The sequence below is a fragment of the Rhodococcus oxybenzonivorans genome (genome assembly GCF_003130705.1).
Classification (GTDB): Bacteria; Actinomycetota; Actinomycetes; order Mycobacteriales; family Mycobacteriaceae; genus Rhodococcus_F; species Rhodococcus_F oxybenzonivorans.
Map to the genome: position 1 here is coordinate 4,028,261 of NZ_CP021354.1, position 22,260 is coordinate 4,050,520.

19 protein-coding genes and 1 pseudogene are annotated in these 22,260 nt (G+C 66.9%); 5 read left to right on the forward strand and 15 right to left on the reverse strand.

Going from position 1 to position 22,260, the window contains the following annotated elements; genetic code table 11:
- Positions 1-6: 6 nt before the first annotated feature.
- Positions 7-1,257, reverse strand: a complete 1,251-nt coding sequence (locus tag CBI38_RS18995) for a lipase family protein (protein ID WP_109331199.1) — start codon at positions 1,255-1,257, stop codon at positions 7-9.
- A gap of 145 nt (positions 1,258-1,402) precedes the next feature.
- Positions 1,403-2,848, reverse strand: a complete 1,446-nt coding sequence (yczR, locus tag CBI38_RS19000) for a MocR-like transcription factor YczR (protein WP_109331200.1) — start codon at positions 2,846-2,848, stop codon at positions 1,403-1,405.
- Between the two features lie 209 nt (positions 2,849-3,057).
- Here yczR and CBI38_RS19005 point away from each other — a divergent pair, with 209 nt between their 5' ends.
- Positions 3,058-4,806 carry an NTP transferase domain-containing protein gene (locus CBI38_RS19005; RefSeq protein WP_109331201.1) on the forward strand — a complete coding sequence of 583 codons (1,749 nt, stop codon included), beginning with the start codon at positions 3,058-3,060 and terminating at the stop codon, positions 4,804-4,806.
- A gap of 4 nt (positions 4,807-4,810) precedes the next feature.
- Here the strand turns inward: CBI38_RS19005 and CBI38_RS19010 are convergent, their stop codons facing one another.
- The 6 genes and pseudogenes from CBI38_RS19010 to CBI38_RS19035 form a co-directional block, all read right to left on the reverse strand.
- On the reverse strand, positions 4,811-5,515 hold the full coding sequence (locus CBI38_RS19010; RefSeq protein WP_109331202.1) for a sirohydrochlorin chelatase: 705 nt from the start codon (positions 5,513-5,515) through the stop codon (positions 4,811-4,813).
- Positions 5,512-6,669: a uroporphyrinogen-III synthase gene (locus CBI38_RS19015; RefSeq protein ID WP_109331214.1), complete on the reverse strand. Its 1,158-nt coding sequence runs from the start codon at positions 6,667-6,669 to the stop codon at positions 5,512-5,514. The genes CBI38_RS19010 and CBI38_RS19015 overlap by 4 nt, the downstream gene beginning before the upstream one ends.
- On the reverse strand, positions 6,666-7,121 hold the full coding sequence (gene nirD, locus CBI38_RS19020) for a nitrite reductase small subunit NirD (RefSeq protein ID WP_109331215.1): 456 nt from the start codon (positions 7,119-7,121) through the stop codon (positions 6,666-6,668). The genes CBI38_RS19015 and nirD overlap by 4 nt, the downstream gene beginning before the upstream one ends.
- Before the next feature lie 81 nt (positions 7,122-7,202).
- A pseudogene (gene nirB / locus CBI38_RS19025) lies at positions 7,203-9,712 on the reverse strand (nitrite reductase large subunit NirB).
- A gap of 54 nt (positions 9,713-9,766) precedes the next feature.
- Complete coding sequence (locus tag CBI38_RS19030; protein WP_230989884.1) at positions 9,767-11,173, reverse strand: nitrate/nitrite transporter; 1,407 nt, start codon at positions 11,171-11,173, stop codon at positions 9,767-9,769.
- 89 nt (positions 11,174-11,262) lie between these two features.
- On the reverse strand, positions 11,263-12,546 hold the full coding sequence (locus tag CBI38_RS19035) for an MFS transporter (protein ID WP_109331217.1): 1,284 nt from the start codon (positions 12,544-12,546) through the stop codon (positions 11,263-11,265).
- Positions 12,547-12,557: 11 nt separating this feature from the next.
- Here CBI38_RS19035 and CBI38_RS19040 point away from each other — a divergent pair, with 11 nt between their 5' ends.
- Positions 12,558-13,223, forward strand: a complete 666-nt coding sequence (locus tag CBI38_RS19040) for a FadR/GntR family transcriptional regulator (protein ID WP_109331218.1) — start codon at positions 12,558-12,560, stop codon at positions 13,221-13,223.
- A 24-nt stretch (positions 13,224-13,247) separates the two neighbouring features.
- Here the strand turns inward: CBI38_RS19040 and CBI38_RS19045 are convergent, their stop codons facing one another.
- From CBI38_RS19045 to CBI38_RS38460, 4 genes are all read right to left on the reverse strand, one after another.
- On the reverse strand, positions 13,248-14,102 hold the full coding sequence (locus CBI38_RS19045) for a TIGR02569 family protein (RefSeq protein ID WP_109331219.1): 855 nt from the start codon (positions 14,100-14,102) through the stop codon (positions 13,248-13,250).
- Positions 14,103-14,168: 66 nt separating this feature from the next.
- Positions 14,169-15,371 carry an adenylyltransferase/sulfurtransferase MoeZ gene (gene moeZ, locus CBI38_RS19050; RefSeq protein WP_109331220.1) on the reverse strand — a complete coding sequence of 401 codons (1,203 nt, stop codon included), beginning with the start codon at positions 15,369-15,371 and terminating at the stop codon, positions 14,169-14,171.
- 140 nt (positions 15,372-15,511) lie between these two features.
- Positions 15,512-16,525 carry a DUF3152 domain-containing protein gene (locus CBI38_RS19055; RefSeq protein ID WP_230990248.1) on the reverse strand — a complete coding sequence of 338 codons (1,014 nt, stop codon included), beginning with the start codon at positions 16,523-16,525 and terminating at the stop codon, positions 15,512-15,514.
- A gap of 74 nt (positions 16,526-16,599) precedes the next feature.
- Complete coding sequence (locus CBI38_RS38460) at positions 16,600-16,791, reverse strand: hypothetical protein (protein WP_109331222.1); 192 nt, start codon at positions 16,789-16,791, stop codon at positions 16,600-16,602.
- Positions 16,792-16,872: 81 nt separating this feature from the next.
- Between CBI38_RS38460 and CBI38_RS19065 the strand changes: the two genes are divergently transcribed.
- Positions 16,873-17,544 (forward strand): TetR/AcrR family transcriptional regulator, encoded by a 672-nt coding sequence (locus tag CBI38_RS19065; RefSeq protein ID WP_109331224.1) that lies wholly within the window; start codon positions 16,873-16,875, stop codon positions 17,542-17,544.
- A 62-nt stretch (positions 17,545-17,606) separates the two neighbouring features.
- Here CBI38_RS19065 and CBI38_RS19070 read toward each other — a convergent pair whose 3' ends face one another.
- Together CBI38_RS19070 and CBI38_RS19075 are read right to left on the reverse strand one after the other, a co-directional pair.
- The gene (locus CBI38_RS19070; protein ID WP_109331225.1) at positions 17,607-17,837 is read right to left on the reverse strand and encodes a DUF3107 domain-containing protein; all 231 of its coding nucleotides are present in this window, start codon (positions 17,835-17,837) and stop codon (positions 17,607-17,609) included.
- 121 nt (positions 17,838-17,958) lie between these two features.
- The gene (locus CBI38_RS19075; RefSeq protein WP_109335197.1) at positions 17,959-18,639 is read right to left on the reverse strand and encodes a ferritin-like fold-containing protein; all 681 of its coding nucleotides are present in this window, start codon (positions 18,637-18,639) and stop codon (positions 17,959-17,961) included.
- A gap of 324 nt (positions 18,640-18,963) precedes the next feature.
- Between CBI38_RS19075 and CBI38_RS19080 the strand changes: the two genes are divergently transcribed.
- Together CBI38_RS19080 and CBI38_RS19085 are read left to right on the forward strand one after the other, a co-directional pair.
- Entirely contained in the window at positions 18,964-20,556 is a 1,593-nt protein-coding gene (locus CBI38_RS19080) for a DEAD/DEAH box helicase (protein ID WP_109331226.1), read from the forward strand.
- 9 nt (positions 20,557-20,565) lie between these two features.
- On the forward strand, positions 20,566-21,780 hold the full coding sequence (locus tag CBI38_RS19085) for an Rv3212 family protein (RefSeq protein WP_109331227.1): 1,215 nt from the start codon (positions 20,566-20,568) through the stop codon (positions 21,778-21,780).
- On the opposite strand, the gene CBI38_RS19090 is transcribed toward CBI38_RS19085, so the two are convergent.
- Complete coding sequence (locus tag CBI38_RS19090) at positions 21,772-22,185, reverse strand: VOC family protein (RefSeq protein WP_109335198.1); 414 nt, start codon at positions 22,183-22,185, stop codon at positions 21,772-21,774. The genes CBI38_RS19085 and CBI38_RS19090 overlap by 9 nt on opposite strands.
- Positions 22,186-22,260: the final 75 nt, after the last annotated feature.

Consider the following 22,260-nt stretch of genomic DNA (forward strand, 5'->3'; position numbering starts at 1 on the left):
GACTGCTCAGCAGGTGCTGGGAGGGGGATCGCCGCGGAAGCGAGCGTCCATCCAATCCAGCCCCTGGAATACCCCGAGAGCGGCCGCGGACAGATGGTCGGGTGTCGGAGTGAGCAGTGTCTGCACGGGTGTTCCGGCTTCACAGTAGCGCCGGAGCGTGTTGTCGATGGAGTCCACCGGTATCAGGGCGTCGGTGGGGCTGTGCCATTCGAAGATCGGCGCCTTCGGCACGCCGGGATACAGCTCGACGCTGTTCTCGTCCATCACCTTCCAGGCTTCGGGGTTGTCCATGAAATTCTTGTTGTCGGTCATTTCCGTGGCGCTTCGGCCAACGCCGAACAGCATGATCTCGTTGGTGCACCCGTTGCCGATCATCTGCTTGAGCCAGCGGCCCTGAGCGTTGAGTTGGCCGCTGACGTCGATGCGGTCGGGATACTCACGTTCCAGCCCGAGCGCCGCGGCCATCGCAAGGCCGAAGGCAGGGTGGGGATTGGTACCCAGACCTTGTGCCATCTTCCCCAGATTCATCGGTGCACCACCGATGGCCGCACCGACGATGTCGAGTTCCGGCGCGTACGTGGGGGCCAGCGCCGCCGCCCAGGCGGTGGCCATTCCCCCACCGGAATATCCTCCCAGCCCGACCGGACTGTTCGCGACCTGGAGTTCCGGCACCCGCTTCACGGCCCGGATCCCGTCGAGGGTGATCTGACCACCCAGCTTCGCCGCGCCGTAGGCCATCCGCGGTCCCAGGTGGTCGGGCAGCGAAACCGCCCACCCCCGTGCCAACGCGATGTTGAGGCCGGCAGCCTCACGAATCTGATGGAGCGGGTCGCTGGTGTACAGCTCGGTGACGATCTTGCACTTGTGCCCGAGCGAATTGATGATGTGCTGGTACGACACCAGTGGCCCGTCGGGGGCGTGATTCGCCGGGAGTACATAGGTGGTGTTGGCCGCGATGGGGTTCCCTTGCGAGTCGGTGGACCGGAAGAGCACCTCCCACATCGCGCTGCCGGGGAAGTAGTACGACGGCGGTAGCTGGCGCACTTTCAGGACATCGCCTGGCGCTCGCGCCGCGATGTCCGGCGTCGGCTGGTAGAACGGATCCGGGTCCGGGATGGGAAACGCGACGTCCGCCGCCGGGGGCGGCGGCAACAGCGGCTGCGCTGCACCGGTACCAGCACTTGCGAGGGTGAGGGCGAGGCCGGCAACGAGGACCGCGACTGCGGCGCCCAGAGATCGACGAATCAACGAGCACATGAGAAACCCCACAATCCGGCGAGCAGGTCAGCGGCCATCACTATGCCAGACAGTTGCGGAGGAGCCGCCGGTTTTCCGGGTACCGAACAGGTCTCTGACCGATACTCCGGTTCACAGGTATCTTTTTCCGGCCATGACCGGGCAGTCAGATTACGACCGTTGTCGCCGCGGACAGCGACGGTTCGCCCGACATCACCAGGGTGGCCAGCACGTCGACGGCGGCGGTCAACTCGGTGACCGGTCTGGTGAAAGGGAGTCGCTGGTGGTCGTCGAACAGATGACCCGTACCGAAGCGGGGTCCGGGCGCGAGCAGAAGATTCCTTGCGCGTGCGGCTGCTACGAGTTCGCTCGAACCGATCCCCGCCGGGAGGCGGCACCACAACGACAGCCCGCCGGACGGCAGCTGGAAGCTCCAACCCGGCAACCGCTCGGTGACGGCCGCTGCGAGGGCGTCACGCTGCCCCCGCAACTCATGGCGACGACGTACCACCAGCCCTTCGTGCTGCGCGAACAGCCGCACTGCAGCAAGTTGGTCGAGAACGGAGACCGACAATTGTCTCCGCGCCATGATCTTCGCCATCTGCGCGGTGCGGGCGGCCTCGGCGCGCACCCAGCCGATGCGGATACCTCCCCACACGGTCTTGCTGAGGCTGCCGATCGCCACGGTCGCCGATTCCGGGACCGGGACACCGAACGGCTCGAGGTCGCCCGAACCGTCCAGCACGAGTTCCGCCGCAACCTCGTCCACGACGGTCACCACGCCGTGGTGGGCCATGGTCGCGGCCAGCCGCCGCCTCCCGTCGGGAGTCGCCCTGGCTCCCGACGGATTGGAGAAGTCCGGCATCAGGTACGCCACGGTGGGAGCGCTCTGCCGGGCAGCGCGATCCGCCTCGGCGATGAAGGCGTCGGGATCCCTCGCATCGATCGGCACAGGGACAGGGCGGCCCCCCGCCGCCTGCACGGACTCGACCGCTCCGGGATAGGTCGGATGTTCGACCAGGACCCGGTCGCCCGTCTCGACCAAAGCCTCGAACACCACTTCGGTCGCATCACCCGCGCCGCCGGTGACGAGGATCTGGTCCGGGGTGGTCGGGAGACCCCTGCGGGTGTAGTGGCCTGCTATCGCCGCACGCAGCGTCGTCAGTCCACCGGGGTGGTAACCGTGCTGAGGCATGAAACGGGGCAGCTCGTCGACGGCGTCCAGATAGGCCTCCCTGAGCTCAGGGGCCGCGGCCGGCGCGGCGTTGACGAGGTCGATGACACCGTCGACGGGCGCACCCACCATGCTTCCCCACGCCGGCGGACCGGAGGGCATCGCCACGTACGTCCCTGATCCGTGTCGCGCCGACGCCCAACCGGCCTCGCGTAGTTCGCGATACGCGGCACTGACGGTCACCCGGCTGAGCCGGAGTTCCTCCGCGAGGGCCCGTTCGGCGGGCAGTCGGACTCCCACGGCCATCGATCCGTCGGCGACCCTCTCGCGGAGGGCGTCGGCTAGTCCGCGGTACAGCGGTTGCCCACCGATGGGCGCCGCGCCGAGCAGTACCGCCAACTCGGCTGCTGAGACGGTTCGGACTGGTTCACCACTCATACAGGCCACTTTCCCACAGAGGACTGGAAATCACGGTCCACTTTGCACCGACAATCGATACATGCTGGTTATTGGAATCCTCTTGGCCCTCAGCCTGGCCTCGGTGGCCTGGCTCTGCGTCAGCACCACGCACGGCGGACGGTCCGGGCTCGCCGGACCTCCGCGCAGCCACCTGCACAGCGATTGAGGGTGTGCGGCAGCATGAAGGAATGAACCCTGCCGCACCCGTTCACGCGATCGTCCTCGCCGGTGGACGAGCCACTCGGATGGGCGGCGTCGACAAGCCTGCCGTGGTGGTCGGCGGACGCCGGATGCTCGACACCGCTCTCGATGCCGTCAATGACTGTGCGCGCATCGTCGTCGTGGGACCGCGGCGCTCCGACCTCGATTCGACGGTGCTCCAAACGCAGGAGACCCCGCCGGGCGCCGGGCCGGTGGCGGGGGTGGCCGCCGGACTGGCGGTGCTCGACGCCGAACCGGGAGACCGGGTGATTCTGCTCGCGTCGGATCTTCCGTTCGCGGAACCCACGATGGTGGAGGCTCTCGCCGCCGCCGTGCAGGACGCCGACACCGTGTTCGCGGTCGACGAGTCGGGCCGCTTGCAGTTCCTGTTGTCCGCGTGGCGCATCGGCGCGTTGACCGACCGTGTCCGCTCGCTCGGGTCGACGGTCAATCAGCCCATGAAGGCGCTCGTTCCCGAAACGTTCGACACGGTCCTGTTCCGCGGCGTCACCGACTGCGACACACCGGAGGACGTCGAGCGGGCCCGCGGCCGGGCCGCTGCGTCGCCGGTCTCGATCGCCGAGGCCAGGCGCGCGATCCTCGAGGTGGTTCCCCCACTTCCGCCGCGGTCTGCGACGCTCGGCACGTCGCTCGGCGCCACACTCGCCGAGCGGCTGCTCGCCGCCGAAGCTCTGCCGCGCATCGCCGTGTCCGCCATGGACGGATACGCCGTTGCTGGCAACGGTCCGTGGGTGCTGCGCGACGACATCCGGTATGCGGGAAGCTCCGACGAACTCGAACTGGCGGACGGCGAGGCGGCCCGGATTGCGACGGGCGCGCACCTCCCCAGCGGCGCCACCGCCGTCGTGCGCGACGAATTCGCCGTGGTGACAAACACTTCCGACGGACCGCAACTGTCCCGCAGCCAGGACGCCCCCGTGCGCGACGACGCGCGGCGGCGCGGCGAGGACTGGCACGAGGGCTACCGGCTCGCGGTGGAGGGCACGGCCGTCACGCCGGCACTCGTCTCCGCAGCCGCGAGCGCGGAGGTGACCACTGCGGGGGTACGCGGCCCCGTCCGCGCGCACGTGGCGGTGACCGGAGACGAGATCCGGCGGGAAGGTCCGCTGCGACGAGGGCAGACGCGGGACGCTCTGGGACCCGTTCTCCCCCAGTTCCTCTCGTGGTGTGGCGTCCGGACGGTCGCGGACACACACCTGCGGGACACGTCCGACAGCTTCGACGAATTGTTCAGGGAAGTCCGCCAGCCCGATCTGATCGTGATCGTGGGGGCGACCGGTGGCGGCGCGGCGGACCAGTTGCGTGCGGCGCTCGACCGGGCGAAGGCCCGGATCGTGGTGGGGAGGGTGCAGTGCCGCCCCGGTGGTTCGCAGGTGACCGCCCTGTTGCCGGACGGACGGGTGGTGCTCGGGCTGCCCGGAAACCCGTACGCCGCGGTCGCGACGCTGCTCATCACGGTTCCGTCCATCGTGGCCGCACTCACGGGTCGCACCCCGGCGCCACGTCAGCTGGCGCGTATCGCGAATGCATCCGAGGTCAGTGGCGACGCCACCCGGATCCTGCCCGCCGTCCCACAACCCGACGGCACGTGGCGGGTCGACCCCGGAATCCGGACCGCGCATCTCGCGGGCATCATCGACCGCGAAGCGTTGGCGCTGGTCCCGGCGGGCGCAGCCGACGGGGATCTGGCAGAGCTGGTGCCGCTACCCCGCTGACGGGTCAGCGCTGGAACGACAGAGTGTGATGTGCGGCAGGAATGCCACTGCGGTAGCGCTCGGCCACCAACCCCACGACGGCCGGATCGACTCCCAACGGCTCCGCGACACCATCGGCGCCTGCGTCACCGAGTCGGGCGTGAAAGAGTCCGTGTGCGAGGAGGTACGAGGCGATGAACACTCGCTTCTCACCCTGCGCGCGAAGCGAAGCGACGACAGCCGGTACGCGAGGCTCGGCGGTAGCCACGAATCCTATGCGGACCCGCGTCGCTGCGAGTTCCGCCAACATCGCGGCGGCGCGGCGCACGTCACGGAGTGCGCGTGGGTCGGACGATCCCGCTGCAGCGAGGACGACGGCATCCCCCGGCTGCCACCCGGCATCGACGAGACGCCGCAGGAGTACTTCGGCGAGTACGGGGTCAGGACCGAGTGCCCGCGTGACGGCGACCGACGGGTGCCCGCTGTCCGCGACTTCCCGGGGAACGTCGGTATGGACGTGATACCCGGACGCCAGAAACGCCGGAACCACGACCGCGGGGCCGGTGATGTCCCGCAGTACCTCGGACGGCGACGGTCCGAGAACGTCCACGAAGGCGACGCGCGTCGGACCGACCTGCTCGGCGACGGCATCCGCGAGCGTGGCGATCATCTCCACGCCGCGCGAACTCCGCGTGCCGTGTGCCACCAGTACCAGTGCTGTCTCGTTCATCGAACGCCCTCCTCACGAGAGTCGACGCAGTCGACCGGGTCGAGCGCCAGGCGATAACCGCGCTTGACCACCGTCTGCACCGCTTTCGGTGCTCCCAGGGACGCGCGGAGCCGAGCCACAGCCGTCTCCACCGCATGGGTGTCACCGCCGCCGCCAGGCAACGCGGCGAGCAACTCCTCGCGGGGAACGACGCGCCCCGGACGTGCGCCCAGTGTCCGCATCAACGACATCGCTGCGGGCGGCAACTGCCGGACCTCCCCGTCGACCACCACACAACCTCCTCGGATGCTGAGTTCATGGCCCGCAGTCTGGATCTTGTTGGCGCGCCGGGGCAGCTCGTCCGCGATGTGCCGGGCCAGGGCGCCGAGTCGCGAACGTTCCGGCATCGTCGTCGGGACCTCCAACTCACGCAACGGTCCGGCCGTCACGGGTCCCACACACACGGCGAGCACGCGATGGCGGAGCGAGTGCAGCACCATCTCGATCAGTCCGGTTTCCTTGGCTCGCGTCAGGAGCGACGCCACTGCCGGTGCACTGGTGAAGCTCACAGCATCGAGTCCGCCGCTGGCGATGAGATCGATCATCCGGTCCATCGGGGCCTGATCTTCGAGCGGCGTCCACCGATAGACCGGCACGGCGATCACGTCGGCGCCGGCGCACCGAAGCACCTCGCAGAAGTCGGCGACCGGTTCCCATTCGGTGGTGGCGCCGTGCAGCTGCACGGCGATCCGTTTGCCTTCGACGCCCTCACCGAGGAGGTGGTCGAGTACTTCCGCCGACGACTCCGACGCCGGGGACCATTCCTCCCTCAGGTCGGCGGCGCGGATGGCACCCTTGGCCTTGGGACCCCGGGCCAGCAGTCGGCTCTCTGCCAGTGCCCGGCCGAGCTCTTCCGCTTCGCCCCAGCCTTCCGCGGCCTCCATCCAGCCGCGGAAACCGATTCCCGTCGTGGCGACCACGATGTCGGGCGGACTGTCGATGATCTGACGCGTGACGCGCTCGAGCTCGGTGTCATCGGCCAGCGGAATGATCCGGATCGCCGGAGCGTGAACCACGGTGGCGCCGCGCCTCGTCAGAAGTGTCGCGAACTCTTCGGCACGTCGTGACGCAGTGATCCCGACCGTGAACCCACACAGGGGTGTCCCCTCGTTCACGAACTCGAAGCCCCCGCCACGGACACGTCGTCAGCCGGTGCTTCCGCGACATTCCCGTGTGAACTGTGAATCTGGACGACACCGGCCCAGACGCGCACGTCGTACACGGGCAGGCGAACTGATTCATCGTCGAGGCAACGACCGTCGATCAGCGAGAACACCTGCTTGAGCAGGGGCGACGCCACGGTGGGCTCTCCTGCGCGGTCACCGACGAGGCCGCGGGACATCACTGCTGCGCGCCCGTACGGATCGATGTTCCCGACTGCGCGCAGGGATCCGTCCTCGAGAAGAAACAGCGCCACCTGCTCACCGCCGCGCAGCAGAACTGCCACGCCGAGTCCGGGGATCAATCGGCTGAGTGGGCATGCGGACGTCCATTCGAGCCGGCCTGACTGGACGCTCTCACGCCTGTTTCCACTGGCACTGTGCACGCTCACGTCGACGACGGTCATCACAGTCCTCCTTTGGGGCTGGTGCATTTCCGTGTGGGGTACATACTTCGGGTCTGGTGTTTCCTGGGCGTTAAGAAGGGATTACTCCGAGGTAGAAGCTGCGAATTTCGGCATTCCCATCAGCACGGGAACCTTCCGGACACCGGTCTCGTCGAAGGCGACGGTCGGATCGGCCTCCTCAGGCGCGTTGACGAACGACACGAATCGGGACAGCTTCTCCGGATCCTCGAGCACACCCGCCCATTCGTCCCGATATCCCTCGACGTGCTTGTCCATCGCTGCTTCGAGCTCGGCCGCGATGCCCAGGCTGTCCTCGCACACCACTGCCTTGAGGTGCTCGAGCCCGCCCTCCAGGGAATCCACCCACGGCGCCGTGCGCTGGAGGCGGTCCGCAGTGCGGATATAGAACATGAGGTAGCGGTCGATGTAGCGGACCAGCGTCTCGTCGTCGAGTCCACCTGCGAGCAGCTGCGCGTGCTTCGGCGACTGACCGCCGTTACCGCCGACGTACAGGTTCCAGCCGTTCTCGGTGGCGATGACGCCGACGTCCTTACCGCGCGCCTCGGCGCATTCGCGGGCACAACCCGAGACCCCGAACTTGAGCTTGTGCGGCGACCGCAATCCGCGGTAGCGGTTCTCCAGGTCGACCGCCATGCCCACGGAGTCCTGGACTCCGTAGCGGCACCAGGTGGACCCGACACAGCTCTTCACGGTGCGCAGCGACTTGCCGTACGCCTGACCCGACTCCATACCGGCGTCGACGAGGCGTTTCCAGATGGCAGGTAACTGCTCGACGCGGGCACCGAAGAGGTCGATGCGCTGACCACCGGTGACCTTGGTGTACAGACCGAAGTCGCGGGCCACCTCGCCGATGACGATGAGCTGCTCCGGCGTGCACTCGCCGCCGGGCATCCGCGGCACCACCGAGTAGGTGCCGTTCTTCTGGATGTTCGCCAGGAAGTGGTCGTTGGTGTCCTGCAGGCCGGCCTGGTTGCGGTGCAGGATGTGATCGGAGTCCGTGGACGCGAGGATCGAGGCGACCACCGGCTTGCAGATGTCACATCCGGAACCCTTGCCGTACTTGGAAATCAGCGCGGAGAAGGTGCGGGTGTCGGTGGCCTGCACGATCTCGAAGAGTTCGGCACGCGACTGCTCGAAGTGCTCGCACAGCGCCTTCGACATCACCACGCCCGACGAAGCCAGCAACTGCTTGATGGTGGGAAGGCAACCGCCACAGGTGGTTCCGGCGTTGGTGCAGCTCTTCACCTGCGCGATGTCGCAGGCGCCCTCCGCGATGGCCCCACAGATCGCGCCCTTCGTGACACCGTTGCAGGAGCACACCTCGGCGTCGTCGGGAAGCGACCCGGCACCTGGCTTCTCGCCAGCCGGCGAGATGAGGGACGCCGGATCACCTGGAAGTTCGCGGCCCACCAGCGGACGCAGCGACGCATACGCGGACGCATCGCCGACGAGAATGCCACCCAGCAGGGTTTTGGCGTCGTCCGAGACGACGAGCTTGGCGTACGTGCCCTTCGCGGCGTCGTTGAGGACGACCTCGAGCGCGCCTGGGGTCTGCGCGAGGGCGTCACCGAAGCTGGCGACGTCCACACCCATCAACTTCAACTTGGTCGACAGATCGGCGCCCGGGAATTCGGCGTCTCCTCCGAGCAGGCGGTCCGCGACGATCTCCGCGGTGGTGTAACCGGGAGCGACGAGCCCGTAGCAGCGGCCCTCCACCGCGGCGCACTCCCCGACCGCATAAATGTTCTCGTCGGACGTACGGCACCCGAGGTCGGTGACAATTCCGCCGCGCTCGCCGACGTCGAGCCCCGCGTCGCGGGCCAGCTGATCCTGGGGCCGCACGCCGGCGGAGAAGACCAGAAGCCCTGCCTCGATGGTCGAACCGTCCGACAGTTCGACAGTGATGCCGTCGGGGCCTTCGGTGATTCCCGCGGTACCGACACCCGCGTGGACGGTGACGCCGAGGTCGGTGACCAGCTTGGCCAGCAGCGCTCCACCGCCCTCGTCGACCTGTAGCGGCATCAGCCGGGGTGCGAACTCGACCACGTGCGGGGTCATGCCCAGCAGCTTGAGTGCATTCGCTGCCTCGAGACCGAGCAGACCGCCGCCGACCACGACGCCGACCGCGCCGGGACCGGCCGCCTCCGCCCGGGCGCGGATACCGTCGAGGTCGTCGAGCGTGCGGTAGACGAAACACTCCGGCCGATCGTGGCCCGGGATCGGCGGAACGAACGGGTACGACCCCGTCGCCATGACCAGAGCGTCGTAGGCGACGACCTCTCCCGAATCAGTCGTGACCTTGCGCGACTCACGATCGATGGACGCGGCCCTGCGGCCGATCCGGAGGTCCACCAGGGCATCACCCTGGTAGTCGTTGCCCGCGAGCGCAAGCTCCTTGGGGTCCCACGCACCCACATAGGAGGAGAGGCCCACGCGGTCGTACGCGGGGAGGGCTCCTCGCAGAGCACCGTCACCGACCAGTCGTCCGACTCGTCGCGTGCGCGGAGCGCCTCGACGAAGCGGTGCCCGACCATTCCGTGCCCGATAACTACTGCTGACTTGCGGCTCATGCCGTCGCTCCTTCTAGCTGAAATACTCGAGTTCTTGCGGTAACTGCTCGTTGGTCACGCCGAGACGGAGACCTTTTCGTCGCCGTCGGTGACGGAGATGCCGCGAGCGATGGACGGGCGGCGCAGGAAGACGACCCAGGTGACGGCGATGCACGCGACATAGAAGGCGAGGAACACCCAGAACGCCATGGTCGCCGACTTGGCAGACCCGCCGTAGGAGGCGCGCAGCACCAGGTTGATGCCGACACCGCCGAGGCCTCCGATAGCGCCCGCGAAACCGATGAGGGCTCCCGACATTGCACGCGACCAGGCCGCCTTGGCCTCCCGGCTCAGCCCGTCGAGGCCCTGCGCCTTGGCCTCGAAGATCGACGGAATCATCTTGTAGACGGAACCGTTGCCGATTCCCGCCAGCAGGATCAGTGCGATGAAGCCGAAGACGAAGGCCACCATCACGCCTGCAGTGGCGGCGCCGGGCGTGCCGTCGTCGATGGTGCCGGCGGTCACGAGCACGGAGGCGGCGAGCGCCATGACAACGAAGGTGTACAGCGTGATCTTCCCGCCACCGATCCGGTCGGCGAGCTTGCCGCCCATCGGTCGCGCGATGGAGCCGAGCAGCGGACCGATGAAGGCGATCTGCGCCGCGTGCAGTGCAGCCTGTGCGGGAGTCTCACCACCGGCGAGGAAGTTGATCTGCAGAACCTGGCCGAACGCAAAGCTGAACCCGATGAAGGATCCGAAGGTGCCGATGTAGAGGAAGCTGATGACCCACGAATCGGAGAACTTCAGCGCCTTGGCCATCGAGCGGAGATCGGACTTCTGGTTGCCGAGGTTGTCCATGAACAGGGCGGCGCCGACCGCTGCCACCGCAATGAACACCAGGTAGACCGCACAGACGATCCACGGTTCCGTGTTGCCCACGGTGGCGATCACGAGAAGACCGACCAGCTGGATCATCGGGACACCGATGTTGCCACCGCCCGCGTTGAGGCCGAGGGCCCAGCCCTTGAGCCGCTGCGGGTAGAAGGCGTTGATGTTGGTCATCGACGAAGCGAAGTTTCCGCCGCCGACTCCGGCGAGCGCGGCCACGAGCATGAAGGTCGTGTACGAGGCCCCGGGGTTCATCATCAGGTACAGGGTGAACAGTGTCGGGATCAGCAACACCAGGGCACTGAAGATCGTCCAGTTACGGCCGCCGAAGCGGGCCGTTGCCACGGTGTAGGGAATCCGGAGCACCGAGCCGACCAAAGTGGGAACGGCGACGAGGAAGAACTTGCCCGCTACGTCGATGCCGTAGATATCGGTGGGCATGAAGAGAACCATGACCGACCAGATCGACCAGACGGAGAAGCCGACGTGTTCGGCGACGACCGACCAGATCAGGTTCCGCTTGGCAATGTTCTTGTTGCCCGCCTCCCAGGCGGCGACGTCTTCCGCGTCCCAGTGCTCGATGTAATGCTTCACCCGGGCCTCCTCGTTGTGTGGGAGACCCAAAGGTAGAAAACGGGTGTTGCGGCGGTGCTGCGGTCGGTGACCGCAACGTCAACTGATCCTCACTTCCCGACTGAGTCGATGTGAGGTTTCGTGGACGTTTCCGCAGCGTGTCGACGAGCGTCCGAAATGCCGTTCCAGCTGTCCTCGAGCATCCGCGGCTTACAGGCCTGAGCTCCCGCTATGACGAGGATCACTACCGCGACGGTCAAGAATCCGAACGACAGCGCCCAGCCGTCGGTGGAATCGTGGAACACGCCGAACAGTAGCGGACCGAGACACGCGACGGCGTACCCCACACCCTGCGTGAAACCCGACAACGTCGCCGAGCCGAGGTGTGTGCGGGTGCGCAGATTGATGAGCGTCAGCGACATCGGGAAGGTACTGGGCCCGAGCCCGAGCAGCACCACCCACAGGACCGGGGCCGCCATCGGCGCGAACAGCAGGCCGGAGAAGGCCACGAGGTAACAGAGCGCGCAGCCGATCACCACCGGGAAGGGATTACGCATTCGTGCGCACAGAGTAGGAGCACCGAACGCGGACACGAGCCCCATGAAGGAGAAGAGACCCACCATTGCGCCACCGAAGGCCTCGCTCGCGCCGGCATCGGCGAGGACGTCCGGAATCCAGGTGAACATCGAATACGTGATCATCGACGTCATCCCGAACATTCCCGCCATCCCCCAGCCGACGGGCGACCGCCACGCCTTGCCGTGTGGCGTTCCCGGGGGAGCACCGACAGCCGGTCCCGCCGGCGTGGAGGCTGCCCGGCGACGCGCCCGCGCCAGCACCACGGTCCACGGAAGTGCTGCCGCGAAACCGACCACGGCCCACACACCGATCGAAGTACGCCAGCCGAACGCCTCCGCGAGGGGGACCGCAACGAAGGCCGGGACGATGGTCCCGATCTGCACGCCGACGATATACACCGAACTCATCGCCGCCAGTGAGTCGGAGAAATAGCGCTTGACGAGCGGGGGAATGACAACATTGCCGATACCCATTCCCGCGAGCGCGAGCGCCGACAGCGCCAGCAACGACCACGTGTCGTTCACCAGCGCCCGGGTGAGCATTCCGACCCCGGCCATCAGCATTGCCACGAGCGCCGTCCGTTCCAGTCCCCACCGCTTGGCGACGAGCGGGGTGGTCAGGCCGAACAGCGCGAACATCGCCGTCGGCACCATCCCGAACACTCCGACGACGGTGGGTGAGAAGCCGATGTCCTCACGAATCTGAGACGCGAGAGGGCTGAACGACGTGACCGCCAGCCTGAGGACGAGCGCAGACATGGCGATCGCGCAGAAGACGAGTAGGCGACCGCGCAGAAGTTCCACCTGAGAAATCATAGGATGACCGGATGACCTTTGGAAAACCGATTCGGCGTGCGAGCCTCATCTCGCAGGTCACCGAGCAGTTGCGGGAAGAGATCTGCAGCGGACGCTGGGCGGTCGGCGAGAAGATTCCGACCGAGACGGCGCTGTCGGAACTGACCGGAACGGGACGCAACACCGTCCGGGAAGCCGTCCAGGCGCTGGTCCATACCGGGCTGCTCGAACGGAGGCAGGGGTCGGGGACCTACGTCGTCGCCACCTCCGATGTCGGCGGAACCCTCGGAAAGTACTTCGCCGGGGCCCACGAGCGCGACGTCCTGGAACTGCGCCAGGCCCTCGACGTGACCGCCGCCACGCTCGCTGCCCGGCGGCGCACGCCCGAGGACGTCGCCCGCCTCGAGGACCTGCAGCGCGAACGCCGACGCCTGTGGGAGGAGTCGGCGACGGATGCGGCGATCACGGCCGATGTCGCCCTTCACCGCGCGATAGTGGAAGCCAGTCACAACGCGGTGTATCTGGAGTTCTACGACTCGCTGCTCCCCGCTATCGAACACACCGTGGATCAGCACGTGCACGCCACCGGTGAGGGATTTCACGAGGAGCACGAACGCCTCGTGCGGGCCGTCATCGACGGAGACGAGCATCGCGCATCGCTCGCCGCGCGGGACCTCTTCGCCGAACTTCTCGACTAGCGGGGCTTCCTTCGGCACGTCCACTCAGAGCAGCAGGCGCACCACGTCGGCGGTACGGGCGAGTCCGGGGAAGGCTTCGGCCGTGGATCGGGGATGCAGCACATGGACGGCAAGACGGAACAGAACGGCACGTAACAGCATCTGCGGCCACTCGGGAAGGTCTTCCCAACGTCCGATCAGGGCCTCGTCCGCCCCACCCCAGGAGATGGCGTCCACGACGGCCACCGCGGCCGCCCACGCCGCGGGCCGCCAGTACGGGGTGATGTCGGTGATGCCGGGTGCCAGGGCACCCGAGAACAGCACGGTGCCGAACAGGTCCCCGTGCACGAGCTGATCGGGGCTGATCACGGGTTTGCGCAGAGTCGCCAGGCCGGTGATCAGTTCCAGGCTCTTGCGCCCGTCCGGCGACGGCGTTTCGAGTTGCTCGGCACCCTTCGCGCCGCGCAGGGGAATCTTCTCCCAAGCGGCCCGATCGGCGGCCACGAAGACGTCGACCTCCGCCCACGGGGCGACCGGAGGCTGCACCAGGAATCGGGGACGCTCCAACTGGGACGTCGCGGCGTGCAGCCGGCCCGACATCGACACCACCTCGTCGTGCCGGGGTTCGGGCGTGCCCTCGATGAACGTGTCCGCACGCCACCCCGACACCACGTACCTGCCGTCGGTGGAGCGCACCGGACGAGCAAGCCGCACCCCGTCCACTTCGAGGGTTTCCCGGACCTTGGCCGACCAGGCGGCACGGGCGTGGTCGGCGACGGCTGAGAGGACTACGTCTCCACAGAGCCACCCGCCGTCCCAGTCCGCACCGAGTGGAATGGGCTCGACTTCCCGGAGGCCGAACGTGGAGCACACGTGCTGGGGGGGTTGTCCTGTGCTCACGATGTCAACGCTACCGCCGGGTGGCCCGGCGACCCCGGAAGGCGCGCTGACCAGGTGCCGCCGAAGTCAGTAGACGGGCAGGCTGGTGTCCACCTGCCTCGCCCACGCGATGACTCCGCCCTGTAGATGAGTCGCGTCGGAGAAGCCCGCCTTCTTGAGGGCGGCCAGCGCTTCGGCCGACCGCACGCCGGTCTTGCAGTGCAGCACGATCGGCTTGTTCTGCGGCAGCTCGGCGAGAGCCTCCCCCGACAGGATGCGGTCCTTCGGGATCAGCACCGCGCCGGGCAGATGGACGATGTCCCATTCGACGGGTTCACGCACATCGACGATCTGGATGTCCTTCCCGGCGTCGAGAAGGTCCCGCAGCTCCGTCGCAGTGATGGTCGACCCGGCCGCTGCCGCCTGACCCTCGTCGGAGACGACGCCACAGAAGGCGTCGTAGTCGATCAGTTCGGTGATCGGCGTGCGTGCCGGGTCACGGCGAAGGGTGATGGTGCGATACGTCATGTCGAGCGCGTCGTAGACCATGAGCCTGCCGAGCAGCGATTCACCGATACCGGTGATCAGCTTCACCGCCTCGGTGGCCATGATCGACCCGATCGAGGCGCACAGCACCCCCAGCACTCCCCCTTCGGCGCACGACGGGACCATTCCGGGCGGCGGCGCCTCCGGGTACAAGTCGCGGTAATTGAGTCCGCGCCCATCCGGTGCGTCCTCCCAGAACACCGACGCCTGTCCCTCGAAACGGTAGATGGAACCCCACACGTACGGCTTGTGTGCCAGGACCGCGGCATCGTTGACCAGGTAGCGGGTGGCGAAGTTGTCGGTACCGTCGAGGATCAGGTCGTACTGACCGAACAGCTCCACGGCGTTGTCGGGTTCGAGCCGGAACTCGTGCAACCGGACGTCGACGTGTTCGTTGATTTCCTTGATGGAGTCGCGGGCGCTTTCCGCCTTCGGCCTACCCACGTCCGAGCGGCCGTGGATGACCTGACGTTGCAAATTGGACATGTCGACCTCGTCGAACTCCACGATCCCGAGGGTTCCGACACCCGCAGCGGCGAGATAGAGCAACGCCGGCGAGCCCAGGCCGCCCGCACCGATGACGAGGACCTTGGCATTCTTCAGCCGCTTCTGCCCCGCCATTCCGACGTCGGGGATGATCAGGTGCCTGCTGTAGCGAGCCACCTCGTCACGCGAGAGTTCGGCGTCCGGCTCCACCAGCGGTGGCAGTGGCTGCGGGGTTCTTCCAGAACGGTCAAGCGACACGATCCACTCCTGACGATTGCACGACTGCTTCCGGCTCCGTCGAGGCGTCTCCTTGTCGACACTCTCGACGATGTCACTGTCAACACCCCGGCAACCCCCATTCTTCCCCCCGCCACGCCGGCGGGACACATGGGCTCAACTCAGCCACGCGGGAACGGCCAAGGATTGAAATGGCACGTCAGGCCATTCTTGGGCACTATCCCTTCGGGGTCGAGTTCGGCGATGTCGTTGTTGGAGGTGCCGAACGACTGCTGCATCATCACCGGGGCGAGACCGCCCTCCGTTTCGCAGGGTTGGTGATCCTGGTAGCCGATGGCATGACCGACCTCGTGGTTGATCTGGTACTGCCGATACGAACCGATGTCACCTTGGAAGGCGATGGCTCCGCGCACCCAGCGGGGTTCGTTGAGGAGGACGCGGTCGATCCCGGGGTTGTAGCAGGACACCTCGAGCTGGATGTCGTATCCGCAGGCCTCCCTGATGGTCATCTGGGAGGTCAGCGAGACACGGAAGTCAGGGTCGCCCTGGTCTACCCGCCGGAACGCGAACCGTGGGTCCTTGGTCCAGCTCTTCGGGTTGGACAGGGTCTGGTCGACCATGCGCCCGAAGGATTCGTCGCCCCCGAATCCCGAGGTGTCGACGCCGTCCTCGATTTCGACGGAGTAGGTGAACTCCCGCTCGGTACCCTGTCCGACCTTGGGACCCGAGCCGGGCACCACCCGCCACGTGCGGGCCCCCGCAGTGGTGAACGGGCCGCCTTCCGGCAACGCTCCGGACGGCAGATCCGCCGCGAAGTTTCCATCCGCCTCGGGAGGCACTCCGATGACGCTCGAGCCGTCCGTGTCCCGGGACAGCGTCCCGAATCCGGGAGTGTCGGTGCTCGCTGCCGGGTCTCCGGTGCCAGTGCCGCGCACCGCGTCGACAACGACGAAGATCGTGACCACGAACAGGATCGGTATCGCATAGGCGCGCCATCCATAGGTGGAGACGAATCGGCCCACCCTGCTCTGTTTCCGAACCTGCCGTTCCGGCCGCGGGGTCCGGGGTTTGGTGACGTCCCCGGTGATCGGATCCCACTGCGCACGGAGAGGTTGATGGGATTGCGCCCGGGAAGTGGACCGAGAGGCACCGGGTGCGGCGACACGCTGATTCAGGCTGCGCGATTGCCACTCCCCGTGATCGGAGCTCTCGGGAGCCCTGCCGCGCACGCGCGGTCCTCCTCGGTCAGTCACGACGCCAGAATCTCACAGTCCGGCATCAGCTCGTCCCAGCCGTCCACCGATGCCCTCTTCGGCGTGTCCGCCGCGGACCGCCCGCAACACTGAGGCAACCCGTGCCAGCTGGTATGGCCGCAAGCGGGATCCCGGCAGTTACCGGTCAGGCAATATTGCAGTCGGACATCGACCTGTGAGTCCACCATGAACCGATTCCTACGCGCGGGTATCGTTCACACAGTTACACAGAATGTGACGCGGAATACTTGTGCAGATTGGAAAGCGCTATGACTGAACTCGCAGATCGGACGAACTCCGATCGCGACGCCACCACCGGAAAGGGTAACGGGCCGCGGCGCAGTACGCGCCTCCCCCGCGACGCCCGGCGACTGCAGCTACTCGCTGCAGCCAGCGAGGTCTTCGTCACGCGCGGGTACCACGCTGCCGGTATGGACGAGATCGCCGAGTGCGCCGGTGTCAGCAAGCCCGTCCTCTACCAGCACTTTCCCGGCAAGCTCGAGTTGTATGTCGCCGTTCTGCAGAGCTATGTCGACAGCCTGATCTCGGGTGTCCGTCAGGCATTGCGATCGACCACCGACAACAAGCAGCGCGTCCGTGCGGCGGTCCAGGCGTTCTTCGACTTCGTCGACAACGATTCGCAGGGCTTCCGGTTGGTGTTCGAGTCGGACCTCATGGGAGAACCTCAGGTTCAGAGCCGTGTCGAGCAGGCCACCGAGGCGTGCGTCGACGCCGTCTTCGACCTCGTCAGTCACGACTCCGGTCTCGATCCCTATCGCGCCCGCATCCTGGCCGTGGGATTGGTCGGCGCAAGTCAGTTCACGGCGCGCTACTGGCTCGAAGCAGCGCGTCCCATTCCCAAGGAAGAAGCGGTCGACACCACCGTCACCCTGGCGTGGGGGGGTCTGTCCCGCGTGCCGCTGCATCCTGAGCAGCGCTAGAGCCTCGGTGTACGAGAAGGGGCCCGCAGCCGAACCGGCTGCGGGCCCCTTCTCGTACACCGTCACGCAGTGGGAGCGAACCCGACCTTGCGGATATCCGACGGACCGATCTCCACGTACGCAATCTTCGCCGCCTGGATGAGGAACTTGCGTCCCTTGTCGTCCTGCAGAGACAGGATCCCGTCACCGCCGCCGAGGGCGCCCGAGACCAATGTCTCGACCTCGTCCGGGGTCTGCTCGCTGCTGACGATGAGCTCACGTGGGCTGTCGATTACACCGATCTTGACCTCCACGGTCAACCTCCGAACTCTCCGAGAAACATCAGCTGTCCCGGCCAGGCTAATGCAGTCGGACCCGCCGGGGCGCGCAGGTGCGCTGTGCCCTGAGCGAACAGGGCGCCCGCACGGGGCGATGTCACACGAGACCGAGCACCGCCATGCGCTCGGCGTGCATCTTCTGCATGCGGTCGAACAAGGCGACGACACCATTGAGGTCTCCCGACGCGGAGATCACGAGATCGGTCAGCGCCTCGCGCTGCGCCAACACGAATTGCGCCTGCGTGATCGCTTCACCGAGCAGACGCCGGCCCCACAGCATGAGGCGGTCCTTGTCCCGGTTGCTGGCGGCAATCGCCCGCTGCACCTCGTGTACGACGAACTCCGAGTGGCCCGTCTGTGACAGCACTTCTTCGACCGTTCCGGCCGCCTCGGCGGGCAGGGAATGGCCGATCTCGCGGTAGAAGTCGGCGGCGATTCCGTCACCGACATAGGCCTTGACGAGCGCCTCGAGCCAGGTGGAGGGCGTCGTCGAGGCGTGGTAGTTGTCCAACGCGCGCACGAACGGGTCCATGGCCTCGTAGATGTCGAATCCGCGCACGGTCAACGCGCGCTCGAGCATTTCGAAATGGCCCATTTCGGCGGCTGCCATGCTGGCGAGCGCGACCTTGCCCTCGAGGGTTCGCGCCATCTGCGCGTCCTCGGACAACCGGTAGAAGGCGGAGATCTCGCCGTATGCAAGGACCGCGAAGAGTTCGCTGACACCGGGGTGATCAGCGGGAATGGTCGAGTTCGACGAGGCAGGCGTGTTGGGCTCCATGGCGCCCCAGCCTAGTGCGTCGGGGAGTGACATTCCCCATGAGCAACCGGCGAGCGGGCGTTGTCCGGCTACAATGATGGTGGATAACCGCTCGTCGCCACGTTCGTCACCATCGAACGCCGGTCCGGCACTGATCGCGTTCACGATGTGGTCAGCGGTTCTCCACCGATAATGTGCGCGCACCTGATCGACGGTCCCAGCCGCGCCTCGCCGAAATTCTGCGAATTTCCGCGCTGAGGCAGAGGCAGGATCACTCGGAAGAGGACCTCGACAAGCGTCGACTGGGAAATCGGGCCGAACAGCGGCCTGGCCCTTACCTCGTGCGTGCGTGCAGCTACGAGGAAGGCTAGTCCCCTGAGCAAGATCACTGTCGACCATGAAGACGACGCGACCGAGACCACGCTGTCTGCGCAACTCGACTCCACTCACGTTGCTCCCACCTTCGCTGAACTCGGTGTCCGTGACGAAATCGTCCGGGCTCTCGACGAGCAGGGCATCGAGCGCACGTTCGCCATCCAGGAACTGACCCTGCCGCTCGCCCTCGCAGGCGACGACCTGATCGGTCAGGCCCGCACGGGCATGGGAAAGACCTTCGGTTTCGGTGTCCCGCTGCTCCACCGCATCTCCAGTGGCACCACCGGAACGGCCAAGCTCGACGGCACCCCCCGGGCACTGGTCATCGTGCCGACCCGCGAGCTGTGCATCCAGGTCACCAAGGACCTCGACAACGCGGCGAAGTACCTGAAGGGCGAGAAGAACAAGCTCGAGGTTCTCGCCATCTACGGTGGCCGCCCCTACGAAACGCAGATCGCAACGCTCCAGAGGGGCGCCGACGTCGTCGTGGGCACCCCGGGCCGCCTGCTCGACCTCGCCAACCAGGGTCATCTGATCCTGGGCAAGGTCGAGGTCCTCGTTCTCGACGAGGCCGACGAGATGCTCGACCTGGGCTTTCTGCCCGACATCGAGCGCATCCTCGGGATGGTGCCGGACAAGCGTCAGACGATGCTGTTCTCGGCGACCATGCCGGGTCCGATCATCACGCTGGCCCGCACGTTCCTCACCCAGCCGACGCACATCCGCGCCGAGCAGGCCGACGACTCTGCGGTGCACGACCGGACCAGCCAGCACATCTACCGGGCGCACGCGCTCGACAAGGCAGAGATGGTGGCCCGCGTGCTGCAGGCTGAGGGCCGCGGCGCGACGATGATCTTCACCCGCACCAAGCGCACCGCCCAGAAGGTCGCCGACGATCTCGCCGAGCGCGGTTTCTCCGTGGGCTCCGTCCACGGCGATCTCAATCAGGTCGCTCGTGAGAAGGCGCTGAAGGCGTTCCGCACAGGCAAGATCGACGTACTGGTCGCAACGGACGTCGCGGCCCGCGGCATCGACATCGACGACGTCACCCACGTCATCAACTACCAGTGCCCGGAGGACGAGAAGACGTACGTCCACCGGATCGGCCGCACCGGCCGGGCGGGCCGCACCGGCATCGCGGTCACGCTGGTGGACTGGGACGACATTCCGCGGTGGCAGCTCATCGACAAAGCCCTGGGCCTCGACATCCCCGACCCCGTCGAGACCTACTCCAGCTCACCCCACCTGTACGAAGAGCTGTCGATCCCGGCGGAGGCGACCGGCTCGGTGAAGGCGGCTCCGGTGGCGAAAGCCGAGAAGTCTGCGCCCGTCGAGGACGACGAAATCACCGAGCGGGCTCCTCGCCCGACTCGCACCCGTACCCGGCGCCGCACACGGGGTGGGCATCCTGCCGACAGCGTCGGCCCCAAGTCGGTCACAGCTGAGACGACGGCCCCCGAATCCGCTGCTTCCGGCGACACCGAGGGTGACGGCGCATCCACGCCGCGCCGTCGTCGTCGCCGCCGGACCTCGAAGGTCGGCGCCACGACGAACGCGGAGTAAATTACTACCGTGCTCGCACCTGAGCGGCGCTCGCGCGCCGATCTCGCCGTCGCGGCCGGAATCGCACTGATCGTGACGGTCGCCCTGGTCGTCGTGTGGTTCCGTAGCGACGCCCGGGGCACCACTTCGGTGACGGCGGCCGGGCCGCCCTCTGCACTCGTCACGGCTCTGGCCGTGCCCGAGAATCTCGATCCGCTGTGGGAAGCGTCGAGCGCCGTCACCACTGCACCTCTCGTCGTCGCCGGCGCCGTGGTGACCGCGGACGGTGGTGACGTCGTCGGACGTGACCGTACGTCCGGTGACGAGCTGTGGCGGTACTCCCGGGATCGTGAGCTGTGCGGTGTGACCGCCTCGTGGGACAAAGTCGTGGCGGTCTACCGCGACGAGCGAGGGTGCTCTCAGGTGACGGAACTCGACGGCGGCACCGGCGCCCGGGTAGCGCAGCGTTCCAGTGACGCCGACCCCGAGGTGATGTTGTCGGCGGATGGAACCTATGTCACCGCGCGTGGGAACAGCCGCCTCGAGCTGTGGCGCTCCGATTTGGTGCGCACCGTCGAATACGGCCACGTCGGCGCACCCGTCAACCCCGGTAAACAGCCTCGCAGCGGATGCACGTTGCTCGACGCCGGTTCCAGCAGTAGCCGGCTCGCCGTGCTCGAGCGTTGCCCCGGCGAGGAGGGTGACCGACTGACCGTCATGAACCCGTCACCGAAGGACAATCAAGAGCCCGAAGAGTACGGGTCCAGGGTCCTCGCCGGCGTCGAGGCAGGGGTCGAGGGTGCTCGGGTTCTCGGCGTGTCCGGTGAAACCATTGCCGCTTATCTACCCGGCGGGAAGTCCACCGGTCCGCGGATCGGTCTGTTCGACGGCACCGGCAACGCAGTCTCCGAGTACTCTCTCACCACTGCAGTCGGGCCCGATTCGGTCACTGCGGCAAGCAGTTCCGTCATCACGTGGTGGACGGGTTCCGATGTCGTGTCTTTGGGCGCCGCCGATCTTGCGCCACGGTGGAGCTTTCCCGGCGCCCTGGGTCCCGGGGCCGTCATGGCGGGCAGCCTCCTCGTCCCGGTCGACAACGGGATCGCTGTTCTCGACCTGTCGACGGGTGCGCGGCTGAGAACCATTCCGGTCGAACGCGATCCCGGTACGGGACCGATCACCCCCGCTGTGGCGGGTGACCTCGTCATCGAGCAACGTGGCGACCGGATCACCGTCCTACGCTGACGGGGTGGAGGATTCCGCGATCACAACGAGATAGCCGTCGAGGTCACGCAACCAGATCTCCCGGTGGCCCGCATTGGGATTGAAGTGAACGTCGGTGACGACGTCGACCTCCGAATCTCGTATTCGCGTCAGCACATCGTCGAAGTCACCGGCCTCGAACCAGATCGCCACCCCGTTACCCTTCGGCAGCGCCGGGTCACACAGCGCCCCATGATGGTGGCCGAGGTCGATCCTGTGCAATTGCAGGATCAGAACTCCGTCGACGAGAAGTTGCTCGTACTCGCTTCCCCCGTGGCCGCTCACCGCTCCGAGGACGTGGCAATACCAGTCGGCGGCCCGTTCGACGTCGGCTACGGAGACGAGCGGTTGCGCCCGTATTTTCGGGATTGTGCTCGGTGGCGTCATGCCTGCGACGGTAGCGTGGCCGAACCCCAGGGGCTTGGACGAATGAGCACACACACGACGCGTCCGGTCAGCGGG